At 34.2% G+C, this 15446-nt stretch carries 11 protein-coding genes and 1 pseudogene; 3 read left to right on the forward strand and 9 right to left on the reverse strand.

Going from position 1 to position 15446, the window contains the following annotated elements; genetic code table 11:
• Positions 1 to 113: 113 nt before the first annotated feature.
• Positions 114 to 1361, reverse strand: coding sequence for a hypothetical protein (locus tag ABWU72_RS03635; RefSeq protein ID WP_353283886.1), 1248 nt, complete (start codon positions 1359 to 1361; stop codon positions 114 to 116).
• 733 nt (positions 1362 to 2094) lie between these two features.
• On the opposite strand from ABWU72_RS03635, the gene ABWU72_RS03640 reads away from it, so the two are divergent.
• Entirely contained in the window at positions 2095 to 6021 is a 3927-nt protein-coding gene (locus tag ABWU72_RS03640; protein ID WP_236514645.1) for an ankyrin repeat domain-containing protein, read from the forward strand.
• A gap of 113 nt (positions 6022 to 6134) precedes the next feature.
• Here ABWU72_RS03640 and ABWU72_RS03645 read toward each other — a convergent pair whose 3' ends face one another.
• The 8 genes and pseudogenes from ABWU72_RS03645 to ABWU72_RS03680 all read right to left on the reverse strand — a co-directional run.
• Positions 6135 to 7217 carry a hypothetical protein gene (locus tag ABWU72_RS03645; RefSeq protein ID WP_236514646.1) on the reverse strand — a complete coding sequence of 361 codons (1083 nt, stop codon included), beginning with the start codon at positions 7215 to 7217 and terminating at the stop codon, positions 6135 to 6137.
• 67 nt (positions 7218 to 7284) lie between these two features.
• Positions 7285 to 8772: a recombinase family protein gene (locus tag ABWU72_RS03650; protein WP_236514647.1), complete on the reverse strand. Its 1488-nt coding sequence runs from the start codon at positions 8770 to 8772 to the stop codon at positions 7285 to 7287.
• On the reverse strand, positions 8765 to 9205 hold the full coding sequence (locus ABWU72_RS03655; RefSeq protein ID WP_236514648.1) for a DUF2924 domain-containing protein: 441 nt from the start codon (positions 9203 to 9205) through the stop codon (positions 8765 to 8767). The genes ABWU72_RS03650 and ABWU72_RS03655 overlap by 8 nt, the downstream gene beginning before the upstream one ends.
• Positions 9206 to 9210: 5 nt before the next feature.
• The gene (locus ABWU72_RS03660; RefSeq protein ID WP_236514651.1) at positions 9211 to 9663 is read right to left on the reverse strand and encodes an ankyrin repeat domain-containing protein; all 453 of its coding nucleotides are present in this window, start codon (positions 9661 to 9663) and stop codon (positions 9211 to 9213) included.
• Positions 9664 to 9696: 33 nt separating this feature from the next.
• Positions 9697 to 10407, reverse strand: coding sequence for an ankyrin repeat domain-containing protein (locus ABWU72_RS03665; RefSeq protein WP_236514653.1), 711 nt, complete (start codon positions 10405 to 10407; stop codon positions 9697 to 9699).
• Positions 10408 to 10575: 168 nt separating this feature from the next.
• Positions 10576 to 11742 carry a phage tail protein gene (locus ABWU72_RS03670; RefSeq protein ID WP_236514655.1) on the reverse strand — a complete coding sequence of 389 codons (1167 nt, stop codon included), beginning with the start codon at positions 11740 to 11742 and terminating at the stop codon, positions 10576 to 10578.
• A gap of 263 nt (positions 11743 to 12005) precedes the next feature.
• On the reverse strand, positions 12006 to 12806 hold the full coding sequence (locus tag ABWU72_RS03675; protein WP_236514657.1) for a baseplate J/gp47 family protein: 801 nt from the start codon (positions 12804 to 12806) through the stop codon (positions 12006 to 12008).
• A 2-nt stretch (positions 12807 to 12808) separates the two neighbouring features.
• A pseudogene (locus ABWU72_RS03680) lies at positions 12809 to 13015 on the reverse strand (baseplate assembly protein W); the annotation flags it as partial.
• On the opposite strand from ABWU72_RS03680, the gene ABWU72_RS03685 reads away from it, so the two are divergent.
• Both ABWU72_RS03685 and ABWU72_RS03690 read left to right on the forward strand, forming a co-directional pair.
• Positions 12994 to 13356, forward strand: coding sequence for a Y4bD/Y4pK family protein (locus ABWU72_RS03685; RefSeq protein ID WP_236514962.1), 363 nt, complete (start codon positions 12994 to 12996; stop codon positions 13354 to 13356). The pseudogene ABWU72_RS03680 and the gene ABWU72_RS03685 sit on opposite strands and share 22 nt — an antisense overlap.
• Positions 13357 to 13389: 33 nt before the next feature.
• On the forward strand, positions 13390 to 15435 hold the full coding sequence (locus ABWU72_RS03690) for a recombinase family protein (RefSeq protein ID WP_236514263.1): 2046 nt from the start codon (positions 13390 to 13392) through the stop codon (positions 15433 to 15435).
• The last annotated feature ends 11 nt before the right edge of the window (positions 15436 to 15446 follow it).

Below are 15446 nucleotides of genomic sequence, written 5' to 3' on the forward strand. Positions count from 1 at the left end.
TACATGCTGACTTGTGTATATAACATTTGTATTACAATGCAACATCTTTTTGACAGAAGCTAAAGTAGTAACAAGAAACCACCACCTACTTTATAGAATTGCCTTATAATACCTTAATTGCCTAACCCTAATTGCTCACATGCTTTGCTTAATTCAACTTCAGTTAAGCTAGTGAACTCTTCATCTGTAGACTTTCTATATGCTAGAAACTTATTCAATGAATCAGCATCTCTTTTTTCCAATATAGATCGTATGTAGCCTGCCTGTTTAGAACACATAAACTCTTTAACCTGATCAGAATTAGCTTTATTTAATAACGCCCATACTGGTTCCATACAGCCCTTTTCTACTAAAGGTGTTAATAAAACTGTACAGAAAAGAGGTGATTTATCCTCTAGTTCCTCTCTTATCACTAAAGCACGATGGCTATCAAATCCTTCCTTCATCCACATATGCATAAAAAGCTTTACACTTTCACTTACATAAGGCTCTGAATGTTTTTTGATTTCCATGTCTAACCAGATATTATAATCATCTTCTGGAACATCATTTGGCTTTAAACAATCAAATAATTCCTGAAATTTATCAAAGCGAAGTGCACCCTGTAGTGTATTCAAACTACCATAATAACCATTTTCAGCTAAGTCTCTTTTTAGAAGTTCTGGATATTTATCAGGACTGATTTGACTAAAACAAAACTCGAATATTTCAGGATAACTATTACAACGACTACCTGCTGCATACACTGATGTCTTCATGAAGATTTCATCCTTTTTCTGTTCACTCATCTCACTTTCAGGTAATGATTTTATTTTATTCCAGAAGAATTCCACTGCCTGCTCCTGCTTAAGGCTCATAGCACACTTAAGTCCATATTCATATGGATGACAGCCATCTAAATTTAATTTAGAGATATAACCGCTAATAAAATGTGACCAAAACTGCGCTAAAAGACCCGACCCGCAACACCTAACTAAGTGCTCATACTCCAATAGACTACTCTTACCTTGAGCTGATAATTCCTCTTTTCTTTCCTCAAACAAAGCAATAATATCTTCTTCTAGACAGCAACTACAGGCAATGGCATACTTATCAAAGAGATTACCTGAATCTGGCGCAATTAACTTTTTGCCTACGACTTGCCTATCAAGCTTAACTCCATGTAAATTGTCTACTTTTTTCCAACAATCCTCACTAGATAGCACTTGTGCAAGAAAATTACGTCCTTTCTTGCCACTTTTTTGGTGTAGACGCCAATTTGCATAGCACCAGCGTTCAATTTGAAAAAGCTTAGATGCTCTATAAGGGTCATCTTCTCTAATAGATGAAAATAAAATTTCTGGAATATCTGAACGCAACATAGCCACTACCTTATTAATTAGAACGTAAGTATATTTTAAGTATAGTATTCTACCTTTAAAATTTGTCAATCACTACTTTAAGAAAAATTTTCTAACCTAAAGTAGTTTTAGGCAAAAGGCTCTTAACAAGCTCAATATAAGATCTTTTCTCTACTTCTAAATTCTTTTTTTATTAGAAATTTACCTTAACTCTTCCGCAAGCAAACTAATATTAGTTTAGCAAAATATATTATTAAGATCTCAAGTAAAATAACCACTTCCAGCGTTCAAAATCAGCTAATGAGAGAAGTGTTTTTCTTGGAATCGGTTGGTCTACCAATTGTACCATACGAACTTTTTTATATGGTAATTTGATTATGCGCTAAAATCATCTACATTGGCTCACTTTAGCCATATTTACATATGAACCAATTTGTCTAAACCTTGTTGCAACAATTTGAAGCTTCTATTTCCACGATTCTATTTTACGCAACGCATTCTCACAAATATACGATCATTTTTATGTTTTTTGGAGGAAGTAAATAATTAAATTCTCGTTGATACTAAAAAGTGTAGTGTTTTGTTAAATCAGAACGGACTTTGCAATATAGTTTAATAGCGCTTTAGTATACTCTTTACATTGGAGAATTTTGATGTAAATTACGTTTCCAATCCAATTTAGAAATCAGCAATATATATTGACAAAAGTTAGGGTTAATGATAACATAACAAAGAGAAAATTATCAGGAAATTTATGCCGCCAGTTAATGATTATACAAGTATTAACACACCTAAACGTGTTATTAACTTTGATATTGACTATTATGAAATATTGGGAGTAAAGGTAAATGCCAGCCTGGATGAGATAAAAAATGCATATAGAAATTTGGCAAGAAAACATCATCCAGATAAAAATAGTAACAAAGAAACAGCAAAAAAAAATTTTCAAAAACTTGAAGAAGCATATAGCATCTTGAAAGATTCAAAACAAAGAGCGGAGTATGATGAAGAAAGGATATCCAATGAACGTCTTGGAAATGAATTGTTCGGAGCCATTTCTTCTAAAAATTTAGAAAAAGCAAAAGACCTAATACAGAGAGTGAAGAACTTTAGTATGTTTCGCAATCAAAAAGTGATATTGACTTGTTTTGCTATGAATGCCTGTGAACATAGCAATTGGCTTAATTTTTATAAAGACTTTTTATTACGAGACAGTAAAAAAGTTGATGCTAATATCTCTTTTAAAGATAAAGCTTTAAGCCATATATGCAAAAACTGCTCAGGCATGATAAAGGCTAAAAGATTTTCATTAAGGGATGAGGTTATAAAATCACTATTAGAATACAGAGCTGATGTTAATAAAGTTAGTCAGTCAAAAGATAAAGCACCTATTTATTACGCTCTGGAAGATAATGACCATAATTTAGCAAATTTGCTTTTTCAGCATGGAGCAAAGATTAATGTTACTGCTGAGTTAGAAAAAGCAGTTATCGCTAATAGCTGTAAATATACAAAAGAAACGATAAGGATTCTGTTGAAATATACTTCCCCTGAACAAAATACTGAAATACTAAAGCATTTTTCAAATAATTCTATCTTACAAAGTGAAGGTATTGAAATTGTAAAGTTGCTTTTAAATAAAGGAGCTAATCCTTTTCTTGGAGAATTTAATGCAATGAAAATTGCTACTGATAAAGGTAATAGTAAGCTTATAGAGCTATTTAATTTAACACAGCAGGAAAACGATAAAGTTTCAGAAGGGTCGCATGAAAAATTCGATGTTTTGAACATTAAAACCCTTGATGAAGTGATAAATATTTTGAACGAAGCAGTCAAGCATAATGACTATGAGCAGTTAGACGAAGTTATAAATAACATAGATAAAGATGATGTGTTCATGAGTGGCCTGAATAGTGATAATTTTAAAGCCTTTTGTTCACGATACCTTAACTTGGATTTGCAAAAAAGGGACGATCATAAGTATATATATGACAATATGTTGTCAAAGTATAAACTTGATACAGAAAGTAATAATTGCAGCTTTTTAGTAGAAGAATTAGTGCTTCTAGCAATTGCAGCTAATGATAAGCTTACAGAAAAGTATCAGAGTAAATTGTTTGATCAAAAGGAACTGGAATCTCTATTACTGCTTGTAGGTCAACAAAAATACATTGATATTTTATCCGGCAGATTAAAAGAAAAAGATAACGGTATAAGAACTGTAAGCCATGCATTCTTTCCAACCATAGCATTAAGAAAAGAATTTAACCAACTCTTTACTGACCACGTTACTGAATACTTGAAAACATTAGAAGATGAGAATGTTGTTGATAAGATACGTAATATACTTAATTCGGCGTTATCTGTTAAAAATGAAGAGTGCATCAAAACGGTGCTATCTCCATCCCTAGAGGCTAAAGTTAGTGGTGCTAGTCTTTTGTATCTTGCTGCCCTCTACAGTAAAGAAGTAGCACAAGCTCTTTTGAATGGTGAAGTTTATGTTGACATTAAAGACGTTAGTGATATGACAGCTTTACACTTTATAGCTCGTGATGCACGTCAGACAGCTCAAAAAGATACCAATAACGGGTGGATGGAGTACATTTGGTCTTTTTTTCCTAATAGCAGCAAAGATAACGATGATGTAGCACTCTTTCTAGAAGGTGCAAAGTTTCTCCTTAGTAAAGGTGCTGATGTTGACGTCAAAGATAATAATGGTATAACACCTTTATACTTTGCGGTTTGCAATGGCAATTTGGAAATAGTAAAGCTTCTTGTGAAGAACGGTGCTAACTTCAACATTACATATAGAAATAGCACTGTTTTGAATTTAGCAAAATCATCCAAAACAGAGAAAAGAGAAGAAGTGATAAAATTCTTTAAGGAGGAAGTAGAAATAGAAAAGAAGCGTACACCTTTACATTACGCTGTTTTAAATGATAACAATGAAACACTTAATCTTCTTCTCAAAAAAAGATGCTATGATGTTGATGCTAAAGGTATTGATAATCGTACGCCTCTAGACCTTGCTATTCAAAATAGTAAACTAGAAGCTATTAAGCTTTTACTTAATTGTGATGCTAACTTTAATATTGGATATTTGCACTTAGCAATGCCAGATAGTGTTCAAACAAAAAAAATAGCTTGTCTTCTGATATCTAACCTTAAAGAGAGACTTAAGAAAACAGAAGCTGAACTTGCAAAGAAAAAAGAAGAGATGGAAAGCAAAATTGGAAAAGTAACTAAGCTTGATAATACTATAAAGGAGCTTAAGGAGACAAATGCTGGACTAGAAAGAAAGAATAGTGACCTAACTAGTCAGATAGATGATTTGAATAAAGAAAAAAATGTACTTGATTGCCAATTTGCAGAGAAGGAGAGAGTACTGAACAGAAATGTATGGAAATTAGAAGATCAGCTCAAAAAGCAGACGAAAGAGTTGGATGACGCAAAACAAAACTTGGATAGCAGAACTAGTGAAGTAGCTAAACTTGAGAGAACAAAAATCGAGCTAGAACAAAATATTAATAATCTGACTGGTAAAACAGCTCAACTTAATAACGAAAGAAATATACTGAGTAATACACAAACTCGATTAAAACAAGAGCATGCGGAACTTACAAAGGAAAATAAGCAGCTAAAGGATGTACAAGTTCAATTAGAACAAGAGCTGGAGAGTGCAAAGCAAAGCTTAAATGAAAAAATTAGTAAAGTGACTACACTTACTGAAGAACTTGAGGAAACAAAAACTCAACTTGCAGGAAAGGTGGAAGAGCTAAATATTGTAAATGAAAAGGTTTCGCAATTGCAAAAGAAGCTTGAGGGCATGGAAGTTTTGTTGAGACAAGCGAATAAAGAGTTAATGCAAGAGCAACAGAAGGCTAGTCAACTCAATGATCAAGTAGATAACCGTACTAAAGAACTTAAAGAGGCAAAGGCTCAGCTTGTAGACTTGCAAAACAACCTCGGTGATGCAAAGCAAGATTTGGCTAGAAAAACTAATGAAGTAGTTCAACTCACTGAGAAAAAAAAACAACTAAAGGGGCAGTTAAATACTGTACTTCAAAAGCTAGAAAAAGCTGAAAGCAAAAATAAAGAGCTGAGCACACAAAATGTAGCACTGGGGGATCAAAATAAGGAGCTGGAGAAGCTTAAAGATGAAAGTGAAAATAAAAGCCAGCAGCTAGAAGCACTTGAAAGTCAAGGTAAGCAGTTGAAGGGTCAAATTGAAAGTCTAAAAGCACAACTTGGCAACAGAAATCGAGAGCTGAGTAGCACAAATCAGAAGGTTGCACAGTTAGAACGTGAGCAAGATAGTATAAGGCAAGATTTAGCTGCAAAAACTAGAGAACTTGATGAAGCAAAAGTTCAATTTGAAGAGAATTTAAATGAAATACGGCAAAGCCTAAAAGGTCCAAGTCCAGACAATGGAAACAAAAAACTCTCAGCAGCAAGCGCCCAGGATAGAAAGCAAATAACCTATGCTTCTATTTCTTTTGTATTATCTGGAGCATTTGCTGTTGGTGCAAGTTTAACAATGTTTCATTTAGCAATCTGTATTACACTTGCTGTAGCTGCATTAACTTTTCTCGCAGTAGGGTGTTACTGTTCACATAAGGCAAATACAGCACTTAGTAATGTTGAAGTTAAAAATGGTGTTGATCCTGCTGTGAAGGTTTAAAATAGCTCAAGGTAATGAGAAACAGCAGGGGTACAAGATAAATGTTGTGTTAATAATTTAGATAGTATTCTAAATAAATTATCTTATTAAAAAAAATTATTGGACATATTCTTTTATACTGAGTTTAAAGCAGGAGAAGCAATAATAGACTGTTTTATATCTCTAATTTTCTCGAGCTTAGTATTTGGCTTATATAGCACAAGACCTATACATGCTAATCCAACTATTCCCACAACCACTGCTACTACAGGCATTTTCATGATATACAGTGCAATGCTGCTTACCAGTAACGCTGTACTAACAACACTAGCTAGAATTGCTTGCCTTTGCTGCGTTAATGGTTTGTCTTTTTCGTTTGTAGCATCAAAACATGGTTCAGCGGAAGATGGGCTGTCAGAAGCGTTTAGCCCTTGCTCATCTAAAGAGTTCTTAGCTTCTTTGTTGCTTTCACACATGAGTTGAGGATTTTCACTTTCTATTAAAATATTTCGAGCTTCTTCACTGTTTACAATTCTAGATTCATGTATTTCATGGTCTTTATTGATATCTTCACATCTAGTTTCAGCATTATCACTTACAGGTATATCATTTTTAACTTCTATATTCAGAATTTCTTCAAATCCCTTGAGAATCTTTGCACTTTCTTTGCAATTGTGTTTATTAGCATAGTCAAGTAGTGTAGTATAGCTTATCTCTTGACCTTCTGCTTTCTCTACTTTCACTTTCTGGTTGAGAATTTCTTTTAAAAAACCATTCTTTTTAGAAGCTTCTAAAACTGCTCTAATAGCTTTACTATCTTCCTCTAATATGCAGGATACCAGTGCCGTGTAAGTTATTGTTAGACCATTTGGCAATTTTTGGATCAATTCCTCACTAAGAACATCCTTTAAGGTTCCTTGATTTATTGCTTCTTGTAAAAGCTCCTCAAAAGCTTGATTATTTTTATAGAACACAGAGTGGCACAGTAGCGTCAGAGTCCCTTCCTTTTTCTCATCCTTGTAAATTATTTTTTTTGTAAGAAGTTTCTGCGTGTTGTAATTAGATTTATTAAATTTTCCACTAATATTTTCACCGTTTTCTATCTTCTTTAACAACTTGAAAAGCTTTTTTTTATCTTCATTGGTAAAATTATCCTGATCACCTGCCAGCTCATAGATTATATTTTTTGCGTTCTTAATCTTTTTAAACTTTGGCATTACTTTCCTTGCTCTACAATATTTAATTTTATAAATTAGTTATATTAACAACTTATTAATTGTTCAATTAGGTTGCTAATCCATAAAATTTCTCCAGTTGGTTACTCCATAACATCGGTATTTCCCTCAAGTCAGCTAACTTCAAACCCCTTGGCTGCCTCCCATTTACTATGTCTTCCTTAATCTTCGGCGCTAAATAATTCAGCCTTAAAATTTGCTGTATTCGTCTTGTACCTATATTAATTTTGGCACTCAGCTCTTTCACACTTCTATATTTTCCCTCTTCTAGTTGACGTTTCCAGGAATGGGCTCTCACCACTGCTTTCAGTAGTGCATTATTTGTTTTTCCTTCAGGTTCTACTACTGTGCATTTGTTTCCTTTCTTTTTTATTGGTATAAATTTTTTCTCTGATTCAGAATGCACCTCCATTCCATCCTCTTTCACCATTACTCCCTTTATTAACTTTTTCACTATTTCTTTCTGCTTTCCAAAATTTAAATTTTCCCATTTTTCTTCGGTCTTGTCTTTCCAATTTTCATATAGCTGCTCTGTTTTCCTCATTACTTCTTTTTCGACTTCTCCGGCTATTACATTTCTTTTTTCTGATTCACAACCTTTTCCCCTTAAATGATTATTGCATACGTAATATCTATATCTCTTATTCTCCTTTTTTGCATAGGTCAGTATCATGTTTACTTCACAGCTCTTACACTTAATTATTCCCTTAAGCAGCGCTTCCTCATATTTTGCTTTTCTATATGGCTGATTCTTTATTAACTCTTGCGCTTTTTGCCATTTTTCTTCCTCTATTATTGCTTCATGCTTTCCTTCATACTTTTTCTCATAATGTCTTATCTTTCCCATATATATTGGGTTTGTCACTATCCTTCTCACTGTTGCTTTTTTAAAGATATCTGATTTTGTTCTGTAACCTTCTCTATTTAACTCCCTTGCCAATTCTGCCATTGACTTCAGCTCCAAATATCTTTCAAATATGTGCCCTACTATTTTCGCTTCTTTCTCATTTATTATTAATTCTTTATCTTTTATATCATACCCTAGCGGTAAAGTTCCACCCATCCATAAACCTTGTTCTTTTGATGTTGCTATTTTATTTTTTACTCTCTCCACTATCATTTCTCTTTCTAGTTGTGCTGCTCCTGATAACACTGTTTGTACAAATTTTCCCATTGGCGTATTATTGTCAAATATCTGCGTTACTGCTATAAAATTTACTCGATGTCTTCTAAAAAATGATGTTACTTCAATGCTGTCTTTTGTTTCCCTTGATAGCCTATCCAGAGTATACACCACTACACAATCTACTTCTCCTTTTTTTACATCTTCAAACAATTCCTTTATCGCTGGTCTTTCTAAATTTTTCCCTGAGAAGCCTCCATCGTCGTACCTTTTGGCCGATACTACCCAGCCTTCTTTGCTCTTTATATATTTTTCACATGCTACTCGCTGCGCATCTAAACTGTTAAACTTTTGTTCTAGACCGTCTTCATTTGACTTTCTCGTATATATTCCACATCTTATCCCTTTACACATTTTCCTTTCCCTTTTGATCACGCAAACCAAATAGGAGCGGCCCATTGTAACTCATTCCCATTATTTTTCCGGCTACTGCTGACAATGACGTGAAAAATTCTTCTCTGTAGATTAAACCCTTATCTGTTACCATTACTGCATGCGTCTCTTCCCCTCTCTCTAATATTAGCTCTGTTCCTTCTACTGGCAGTTTGTCACTACTTATTCTTTTTCCCTTCTCCAGCCGATCTGCTAAATAATCTAGTCTTTTTGACCCTTTTCTTGACATTTCTCCATACACTTTTTCCTGCATTCTATAAGCTAATCTTGGTATCAGATATTTCTTTGAATGTTTAGGTGCCTCTTCCCCAAATACCTTCTTCCACGTTTTTCTCAGCTCACCCAAAGGTTTTCTCTCTAAATTCATTACTTTCTTTTCTGTTTCTTCCTCCATATTTTCTATCCTCTCATAAATAACTTTTCAATTCTGTCTATTTCTTTCCTCAATATTTCAGTGATCTCTTTGCTATAATCCATCGCTGTCATTCCAAATTTATCTGCTTGCTCTATTTCTGCTCCTGCTTCTACTAGCTCCTCCACTATTTCTTTTTTTTCCACCATACATGCAAGGTGCAATGGAGTGCATTTACTTCCATATTCCTCAGCATTTACATTCCCTCCTGATTTTATTAATTCTCTCACGGTTTCTAGGCGTTTTTCCGTTACCGCTAGGTGCAGTGCTGTATATCCTTCTACATCTGCTGCATTCACATTCGCTCCTTTTTCAATTAATAACTTCACTGTTTTTGCGTCTACTGCATAATGTAGAGCTGTTCTTCCCTTTTCGTCTCTTGCGTAAATATTTTTGTATGAGTACTCTAATAGTGACTCCTCTTTTCCTTTTTTACTCATAACCTACCTCACCTTTTTTTTGAATTTAAATTCCTAAGCCCTCCTTTTCACCACCTCATCTATCATTTCATTTACTTGGCTCATTATCTTGCTTGCTAAATTTTGACATTCTTTCTTTATTAGCGATTTGTCTTTCTTTCTGATTTCTTTTATCTCTATTATTTTTAGCTCCGGCATATAGCTCCCATTCAACATGTCTGCTATTTCTCCCACTAGCCCCTCTATTCCATAGCACGTCAGTTCTCTACTTTTTGTTATTCCACCCTTTTCTCTCAGAAATTTACTTGCCTTTTCACTTTCTTTACTATCACACAGAGAATACTTTTCACTTTCCCAAATGTAATACATTGGTGTTGCACCATATTTATTCAGTTGATTAACCTCAGCTCCTGCTTTTACTAGCTCTTTTATTATTTCAACTCCTGCTCCTCCTATTTTGCACGCAGAGTGGAGTGGAGTACATCCACTGACATATTGAGTAGCATTTACTTCCGCTCCTTCCCTTAGCAGTACTTTTACATTTTCTAAACTTTTTGCGAATACTGCGCAGTGCAGAGGTGTATAACCATTTTTATCTCTTGCATTAACCTCTGCCCCTTTTTTTATTAATAACCTTATTGTTTTGTAATTGGAGATTTCTACTGCTTGATGTAATATCGTCTCTCCTTCTTCATTTCTTTTATTAATGTTTTTAAACCCGTTACTTGATACTTCTTTAAAAAACTTACTCTTGCTAAAACTCATTTCATACCTCACAAAATTAGCTTTTCTAGCGCCAGACAAATTTCTTATATTTACCTGCTGCTATTCAAGTCATGTCCTTTTTAGCATAAGAAAGCAAGTCCTTTTCTTTTTATTTCATACACTTTAACCTATTATTAATATAATATATAAGGATCTAAATATAAGTACTTAACTTATTATAGATATTACTTGACTATTTTTCCAACTTCTGTACAAATGTCGATGTTCGTGCCACTTCAGTACTCCTGGATAAAATACTAAAATGTAATTTTCTAATTCGTGTATTGAGTCTTTTTGCTCTGAATCTGAGTCATTTTTATAGTAAACGTTGTGTTCTGCTAAAACATATTTTGTGACCTTCTGATCTGCATAATTTTCTACTTTGTAAAGATGGATAATGCTGAATCTTTCTAAAATTGGCTTGTGTTTTAAATTCCAATGTTGCCCTGAAAGTTTATCACTTCCCAATACAAATTTATTTCCTCTTTCTTCTACACTACTAACTGAAAAGCACGTATTTATGTCTCCTAAATCCCAACTGTCTGATAATACTATCTGCGCTTTTGCAAATTTAATCGATGGTAATAAACTCTGTGGTAATGGATATAGTGCTTTTAAGTTGTACCACAAAAGATCTCTTTCATAGATGCCTTTATAATCCCTTGTGTGAGGCTCTGTTTCTCCAAGGATTGCTACATCTAGGCGATATATATCATTGCTTAAAGCTCGTTCATAATGATCGCGTAGATAATTTTCTATAATCCTAATAACTGGACCACTAGACCTGAAAAAATTTACTCTTCCAAACGATAACACTGGCCCATTTTTTTCAACTTTTATACCAGAGTAGTCTGATAACAAACTTCCAAATAAACTTTCATCTAAAATAAACCTATCAACGTTGTAATAATCGTTAAAAATCCTCATTAGCCGCGATCTTACGGGTAACGATAGTTTCGCAAGTTCCACAACTGCATCTACAAAAAAGTTATTTGGAACATTCCTTATCCCTATCTGCAGCTCAAAAAAATGTTTACCTGGTGGTTCTTCGATAATTGTAATATCTTCTATATTTGCCCATTTTAGTGCTATTTTAAGTGATGCAGGTGTTCCTCTCAGTCTTTGAAATTTTACTCCTTCTACTATCGCCCTTCTTTTATTTTTTACCCAGCGCAATATCTCTTCTAAACCATATTCTTCTATTATCCATGGTAATGTTTCTTCTTTCAGGTTGAACTTAAACCCTCTGATACAGCTTGGATCAACCTTATAATCTATTGCATCAACCAGTGCTTGCTCTTGCTTTGTTGCGTTTGGCGGTAATAAACTTTTCATTTGTCTTTTCTTTCAAGTTGCTTTAACTTCCTTTATTTAGGTAGCTTATGAGTAAGCAAGAGATCATTGCAGAAAAATAAAGATGTTCTTAATATCGAAAACACTCTCCATAATATTTGACCATATTATCCATACTTTAAAAAATAAGTTACAACTTCTGGAAGAAAATCAATACTTTCGTCTCCCTAACATTGGATCCAGTAAACCTTAAACCACTTATTGCACGCAATCCCCTCACTGGCACAAAACAAAAAAAATACGTTTTAAATCCTATCTAACTTGACGTAGCCAAGCACTGCACACTCATTCCCCAGAACCACAACATCCTCTCTTGGCTCGATTAATTCTACGTTTTCTACACCCTCTACAAACAAATTTGCTATTATCCATGATCTTGTTACGTTCCATCCCAACCTTTTGCTTGCTTCAAACTTCTTAATAAATTGCTTCTTGATTTCTTCCTCTGATGTTATGTAATTCGTGCTGATTCTGCTGTGAATATCTATTTCCGTAATATTGCAACCAATTACTGTTACTGTATCTGTTAAAACCCTTATATCATCTCTAGTAACCTGCTTTTTTACAATTTCTAGTAGTTCTTCTGACACTATGCCAGTTGTGGATAATTGTGTTGATAAAATCGAGATCTGTACTTTCCCTGGTATAGGTGATTCTACTAGCGCATCCTTTACTCTTCTATCTGCCGAAAGTGCATTATAACGATAATATTCTTTGCTTCCTCCTGTTGACCAACCTGCTATTTTTGCTTTTACCCTCTTTCTAAATCTTTCATCCTCTTCTTCTTTTTCTCTCTCTACTCCATAAAACTCAGCCAAATTATCAAGATCTTCTCCTGTCGCAAATTTAAGTAAGTTACTCTTTACTGCTTCATTTATTCTTTCTCTAAGCAAAAGTTCTCGCCATGCTGCTACTTCTAATACCTTCATTGCTGGATCACTTTCCACCAATCCTGTAAAACTTGCATCTCGCTTTACTAACTCTTCCTTCATTCTCGAAAAGATTTCCTCAAAGCTCAGTGATTCAATAATATTTGGCTGCTGCATCTTTATACTACAACCCCATCGAAGCGAATCTTTCTTCCCATTGGCAGATACAATCCTTCTAGATCAAGCGTCACTTTTCCTTCTTTTACTCCTTCAACTTTTACTTTTTCTAACTTAAACCTCTTGTCCCATTTTTCCAAAGCTTCTCCTGTTGCTGCATATATCTCAAGTGTTAAATCTCTATTTATTGGCTTATCCACCAATTCAAACGATCAGTCACCTTAATACCCCCTTCAACAATCAAGTAGCCAAAGAAATTACAGTTACAGATCCAACACATCCACTATTTGGCAGAACTTTTCCCGTATCATCTTTCAGTTCAACAGCCTACAAAGGTGGTAATGTATCTGTTATTTATCGTGATGACATCACTCTACATATTCCATTTTTTTCTACTAACTTAGCTAGTAAGCAAGATTTTCTCACCAGCAAGTTAACATGGACTTCATTATACGAGTTTGTTTCTCTAGCAAAGGAGTATAAATTATGCCATGTAAATCATGTCAAGTGTGGCAGAAAATGCCACAACGTTTTAAGTCAGAAGTTTTAGAAAATATATTATTAGTATCCAAAGAGGTTATCCATGAGTACATCAGAGCTAATCACAGCACAACATTTAGCACGCGAAGCGATAATTTACATCAGACAATCAACACATCATCAAATATTAAGCAATCAAGAAAGTCTAGAGTTGCAGTATGCGCTGAAACAAAAGGCAATTGATCTTGGCTGGAAAGCTGATAGTATTATTATAATTGACACTGATCTTGGTATAACTGGTGCTAGTGCTGAAAAGCGTGAAGGATTTAAAGAACTTGTTACTAAAGTCACTTTAGCGAAGGTAGGGATCATACTTTCCTATGATGTAACCCGTTTATCACGCAATTGTTCTGACTGGTATCCGTTACTAGATATATGTGGCTATAAACAGTGTTTAATAGCTGATCGTGATGGTATCTATGATCCTGGTACCATTAATGGTCGATTATTACTGGGTCTAAAAGGGCAACTTGCTGAAATGGAGTTATCTACTATAAGAGCTAGACTAAATGCTGGATTATTGAATAAAGCAGCACGAGGTGATTTAGCCTTATCTCTTCCAGTTGGTCTTATTCGTCATACCGATGGTTCAGTACATAAGGATCATAATCTTGAAGTTCAGCATCGTATTAAGCTTATTTTTGAAACTTTTCTAGAGAAACGAGCAGCATCAAAAGTTCTAAAGCATTTTAATGACCATCAACTTACTATTCCTAGGTATGATAAGTTTAAAGAGTTGCAATGGAAAAAACCGACACGTGGAAAAATTCTCTCGATACTTAAAAATCCAGCTTATGCTGGAGCATTTGTTTATGGTCGTACTAGAAGTCATAAAATATCCTCTGCTGAAAAAACAACAAAAAGCATGCCAATGGAAGAATGGAAAATTTTAATAAAAGATAAATATCCAGCTTATATAGATTGGGAAAGCTTTATAAAAATTCAGATGACACTAAAAGACAATTATGCAAAGTATGAATACAATAGCACGCGTGGCATAGCTAGATCAGGAGAAGCATTATTGCAGGGAATAATCTATTGTGGAGAATGTGGATACAAAATGACAATGCGATATAAAGAAAGAAACTATTATATGTGTAATTACCTGCAACGAAAGTATCATGAACCTGTATGTCAGCGTTTACTAACTGATATTATCGATTGTGCAGTGGTTTCTAAATTTTTTGCAGCACTTAGTCAAATTGAACTAGATGCTTATACTAATGCTATTGATTCACAGTCACAATCTGAACAAGCCCTTAATAAAGTACATTTGCAACAATTAGAACGTCTGAGATATCAAGCTAAGTTGGCAGAACGACAATTTAATCAAGTTGATCCTGATAATCGTCTTGTAGCTGCAGAACTTGAAAAACGTTGGGAACAAGCATTGAACGAACTCAAGCAAGCAGAAATTACATTCGAACGTCAACATCCAAAGAAACCTAATCTTCAATTATCTGAAGAGCTGAAAACAGTATTTTTAGATGTGGGTAGGAAATTACCTGAAATTTGGCATAAGTCAGTTCTGTCAAGTCAGCAGCAAAAATCCTTTCTTCGTTGCATAATTGATAAGGTAGTAGCACACCGGATCAAACGCGATTGCTTACAAATACGTATTGTATGGCATGGTGGAGAAACTACTACTTTTCATGTCCCTATTCCAGTAAAATCCTTTTATGAATTAACCACAGCAACAGAAATGGAACAGCTTATAATAAAGTTAAGTAAGGAGGGTAAATCAGATATAGAAATCGCCAAGTACTTAGAAAAACAAGGATATCGCTCTCCAAAGAAAAATGTTGTTTTAAGAAGTACAGTCGAAAGTATTCGATTAAAAAATGATATTTTTCGAAAAAGACATCAACCACGTCTCCTTGCACCTGGCTACCTTACTGTTACACAAGTTGCAAAGATCCTCAAAGTTTCTAGGAATTGGCTTTACCATAAAATCAATAGTGGTCAAATTAAAATACGAAAAGATGATAGTAAAGCCAAGGGCAAATACTTATTTGAGGATAAACCAGAAACTATTAAAATTCTGATGGATTTTAAAAATGGCAAATTCAACAATATAAATTTTTTATAGGAGTATCAACA

This window comes from Wolbachia endosymbiont (group A) of Lypha dubia (assembly GCF_964028575.1).
Lineage (GTDB): Bacteria > Pseudomonadota > Alphaproteobacteria > Rickettsiales > Anaplasmataceae > Wolbachia > Wolbachia pipientis.